This is a genomic window from Nonomuraea terrae, assembly GCF_004348995.1.
Classification (GTDB): Bacteria; Actinomycetota; Actinomycetes; order Streptosporangiales; family Streptosporangiaceae; genus Nonomuraea; species Nonomuraea terrae.
Window position 1 is genome coordinate 1 of record NZ_SMKQ01000381.1, and the last position, 3,562, is coordinate 3,562.

Here is a 3,562-nt window from a genome sequence, read left to right on the forward strand (position 1 = left end):
CCTTGATGGCGTGATCGGCGCCGCCGCCGATCACGCCATCAAGGTCGTCAACCCCCGTCGTCTACTGAACAGAGAGGAGTCTCGTAAGTGAGTACGAACCAGATCAAGGGCGGGGGTACCTGCGCCGCACTGCCGGAGCGGACGCTGGACCGGCGCGAGCTGCGGGAGCTGGTCGACACGCTGGCCGCGCGGCCCGAGGAGTGGAGCCAGGAGGTCAGCTTCCCTGAGGACGGCGGGCGGCACTACGCCTCGCTCTACCGGGACGCGTACGTGGACGTCTGGCTGCTGTGCTGGCGTCCCGAGGACGACACGGGCTGGCACGACCACGACATCTCCTCCGGAGCCGTGCACGTGGTGCGGGGCGCGCTGCGGGAGTGCAATCCGCGCATCGGCGGCGAGCACCTGGAGACGGTGGTCACGGAGGGGCAGTCGTTCTCGTTCGGGCCGGACCACATCCACCGGCTCACCGGGGCGGTGGACGAGAGTGTCTCGATCCACGCGTACTCGCCGCCGCTGTGGCGGCTCGGGCAGTACTCGATCGACGGCTCCGGCGTGATGCGGCGCGTGTCGGTGAGCTACGCCGACGAGCTCAGGCCGATGGACGAGCCGATCGAGTCGGTGGCCTGAGCACGCAGCAGCTCCCGCAGGGCTCCACGTCGGGCAGCGTGATCCACAGGCAGCAGGTCCTGCGGAAGTAACCCTCCGCGGCGGGCTCGACCAGCCCGTCGACCGGCGGGCCGATCTCGCGCAGCAGCCGCATGTAGTCGCCGGGCACGATCGAGGTCAGCGGGTGGGCGATCGCCTCCGCCGTGGAGCCCCACAGCGTGCGCTCACCCACCTTGGCCAGCGCGTTGACGGCCTGGATCAGCGGCAGTTGCGACTCCTGCAGCGCGCCGGCGATCGCGCCCGCGCCGGCGCCCCAGCTCACGCGCGTGGCCGCGATCGTCACCCCGGCCGCGGACACCTGGAAATACGTGTCCGCGAGCCGCATGAGCGGCACCCTGCCGTCCAGCGCCCAGCCGAGCGCCATCGGCAGGGTGTGCCAGTAGCCGTAGGTCTTCCAGAACAGCGCCGCGCCGACGTGCCGCGGGGCGTTCCAGCGCGCGGCCGTCTCGTCCACCAGCCTCGCCAGCAGCGTGTACGGCTCCCGCACGAGCTCACCGACCGGCGTCCAGGTCGCGTCGGGCTCGGTGACGAGGCCCGGCTCGACCCCGATCACCCCGCCACGCTCGTCGGCCAGCCGCTGGAGCGTCTCCGTCAGCACCATGGTCAAAGGGTAGCCTTGCCTAAAGTCGCGGGGCGTCCGGCGAACCAGCCGGCCACGATCTGCACGACCAGCACGCCGAGCCCGGTGAGCAGCGGCACCGTCCAGCCGCCCGACAGCTGCCGCAGGAACCCGAACAGCAACGGCCCGAACGCCGCGATCACGTAGCCGACCGACTGGGCCACGGCCGACAGCGCGGTCACCGTCGCCGGGTCGGCCGGCCGCAGGGCGATGATGAGCAGCGCCAGCGCGAACGAGGCCCCCTGCCCGATCCCGAGCACGACCATCCAGAACCACGGCAGGGTCGTGGGCAGGAGCAGCACGCCGAGGTAGCCGGCCACGGTCAGCAGCCCGGCCCCGACGACGTACGGCACCTGCGAGGCCCGTCGGCCGGCCAGCACGGGGACGGCGAGCGAGGTGCCGACCTGGACCAGGTTCGTCAGGCTGAGCAGATAGCCGGCCTGGTCGGCGGGCAGCCCCGCCTCCAGGAAGATCGTCGGCAGCCAGGCCAGCATGACGTAGAAGGTGAGCGACTGCAGGCCCATGAGGGCGGTGACGTACCAGGTGACGCGGCTGCGCAGCACCGTGCCGAAGGGGCGGGGGCCGTTCGGGGCGCGTTCCTGGCGGCGCAGCGCCTGGGGCAGCCACAGCAGGGCCGCCAGCAGCGCGGGCACGGCGAGCAGGGCCGAGACGCCGCGCCAGCCGTACCCGGTGACGTGTTCGAGCGGGATCACCACGGCGGAGGAGATCGCGGCGCCGCCGACCACCATGGAGACGTAGACGCCGGTCATGAGGTTGACCCGGGTGGGGAAGTGGTGCTTGACGATGCCGGGCATGGACACGTTCATGACGGCGATCGCGATGGCGGCCAGGGCGGAGCCCAGGTAGAGGACAAGGGCGCCGTCGAGGCCGCGCAGCGACACGCCGGCGGCGATCACGACCAGCCCGGCGAGCAGCGTGCGGTCGAGCCCGAAACGCCGGGCGAGCAGCGGTGTGAGCGGGCCGAATACGCCCAGGCAGACCACCATGACGGTGGTGATCGCGCCGCCGCCCGCGGGCGTGAGGCCCGCGTCGTTCATGATCTCGTCGAGGAGGGGGGAGACGCCCGCGATGGCGGGGCGCAGGTTGAGCGCGGCCAGTGCGAATCCGGCCACGAGCAAGACGGATCTCAACGACATAGTCGAACACTCTGGCACACCTGTTTGACAACGTTGTCCGCCCCTCCCGAGTACGCGATGATCCTGGTGTGAGACCGACGATGAAGGACGTCGCCTCGGCGGCCGGCGTGGCGCTCAAGACCGTCTCGCGCGTGGTGAACGGCGAGCCCGGCGTCCATCCCCAGACCGCCGAACGGGTGCGGGCGGCCATCGACCTGCTCGGCTACTCCCGCAACGAGAGCGCCCGGGTGCTGCGCAGCGGGCGGACCGCCACGATCGGGCTGGTCATCGAGGACGTGGCCGACCCGTTCTACGCGGGCCTGAGCAGGGCCGTCGAGGACGTCGTCATCGAGCACGGATGCCTGCTGCTGAGCGGCTCGTCGGGCGAGGAGCCCGGCAGGGAGCGCGAGCTGGTCGAGACGTTCTGCGCGCGGCGGGTCGACGGCCTGATCGTGGTGCCGGCCGGTGACGACCACTCCTACCTGCGGCCGGAGCTGGACGCCGGCACCGCCGTGGTGTTCGCGGACCGGCCGCCCGAGCCGGGGATCGACGTCGACACCGTGCTGGCCGACAACGCAGGAGGGGCCCGGCGGGCGGTCCGCCACCTGCTGGAGCACGGTCACCGCAGGATCGCCTTCCTCGGCGACGACCCGGCGATCTTCACGGCGGCCGAGCGGCTGCGCGGCTACCGCGAGGAGCTGGGTGACCGGTTCGACCCCCGGCTGGTGTCGATGCGGTCGCCGTCGGCGGCGGGCGTACGCGCCGAGCTGGACCGGCTGTTCGGCCTGGACGACCCGCCGACGGCGCTGTTCACCGGCAACGGCCGCTACACCGTGACCACGCTGCGGGCCCTGGGGAGGCAGCGGGTGGCGCTGGTCGGGTTCGACGACTTCGAGCTGGCCGACCTGCTCGACCCCGGGGTGACCGTGGTGGCGCAGGATCCGGCGCGGATGGGGCAGGTGGCGGCCGAGCTGCTGTTCCACCGCGTGACCGGCGACGCGGGCCCGTCCCAGCACGTCGAGCTCCCGGTCCAGCTCATCGTCCGCGGCTCCGGCGAACTCCCGGCCAAGGCGTAGACCTGGCGCGTGCGGGCCCCGCCTCCTGGACGGCGGCGCGTTCTGGGGCGGGGCCCGCACGCGCC

The 3,562-nt window shown here is 72.5% G+C and carries 4 protein-coding genes; 2 read left to right on the forward strand and 2 right to left on the reverse strand.

The window, feature by feature from the left end:
• Window positions 1-87 precede the first annotated feature (87 nt).
• Entirely contained in the window at window positions 88-627 is a 540-nt protein-coding gene (locus tag E1286_RS46495) for a cysteine dioxygenase (protein ID WP_132623712.1), read from the forward strand.
• On the opposite strand, the gene E1286_RS46500 is transcribed toward E1286_RS46495, so the two are convergent.
• Window positions 590-1,267 (reverse strand): (2Fe-2S)-binding protein, encoded by a 678-nt coding sequence (locus E1286_RS46500; RefSeq protein ID WP_132623714.1) that lies wholly within the window; start codon window positions 1,265-1,267, stop codon window positions 590-592. The genes E1286_RS46495 and E1286_RS46500 overlap by 38 nt on opposite strands.
• A gap of 2 nt (window positions 1,268-1,269) precedes the next feature.
• Entirely contained in the window at window positions 1,270-2,442 is a 1,173-nt protein-coding gene (locus E1286_RS46505; protein ID WP_132623716.1) for a CynX/NimT family MFS transporter, read from the reverse strand.
• 68 nt (window positions 2,443-2,510) lie between these two features.
• On the opposite strand from E1286_RS46505, the gene E1286_RS46510 reads away from it, so the two are divergent.
• Window positions 2,511-3,497 (forward strand): LacI family DNA-binding transcriptional regulator, encoded by a 987-nt coding sequence (locus E1286_RS46510; RefSeq protein WP_425464802.1) that lies wholly within the window; start codon window positions 2,511-2,513, stop codon window positions 3,495-3,497.
• Window positions 3,498-3,562 lie beyond the last annotated feature (65 nt).

Bases quoted from the DNA above. Each gene is read 5' to 3' on its own strand.
- E1286_RS46500 (WP_132623714.1), bottom strand. From the start codon at position 1,267: ATGGTGCTGACGGAGACGCTCCAGCGGCTGGCCGACGAGCGTGGCGGG.
- E1286_RS46505 (WP_132623716.1), bottom strand. From the start codon at position 2,442: ATGTCGTTGAGATCCGTCTTGCTCGTGGCCGGATTCGCACTGGCCGCG.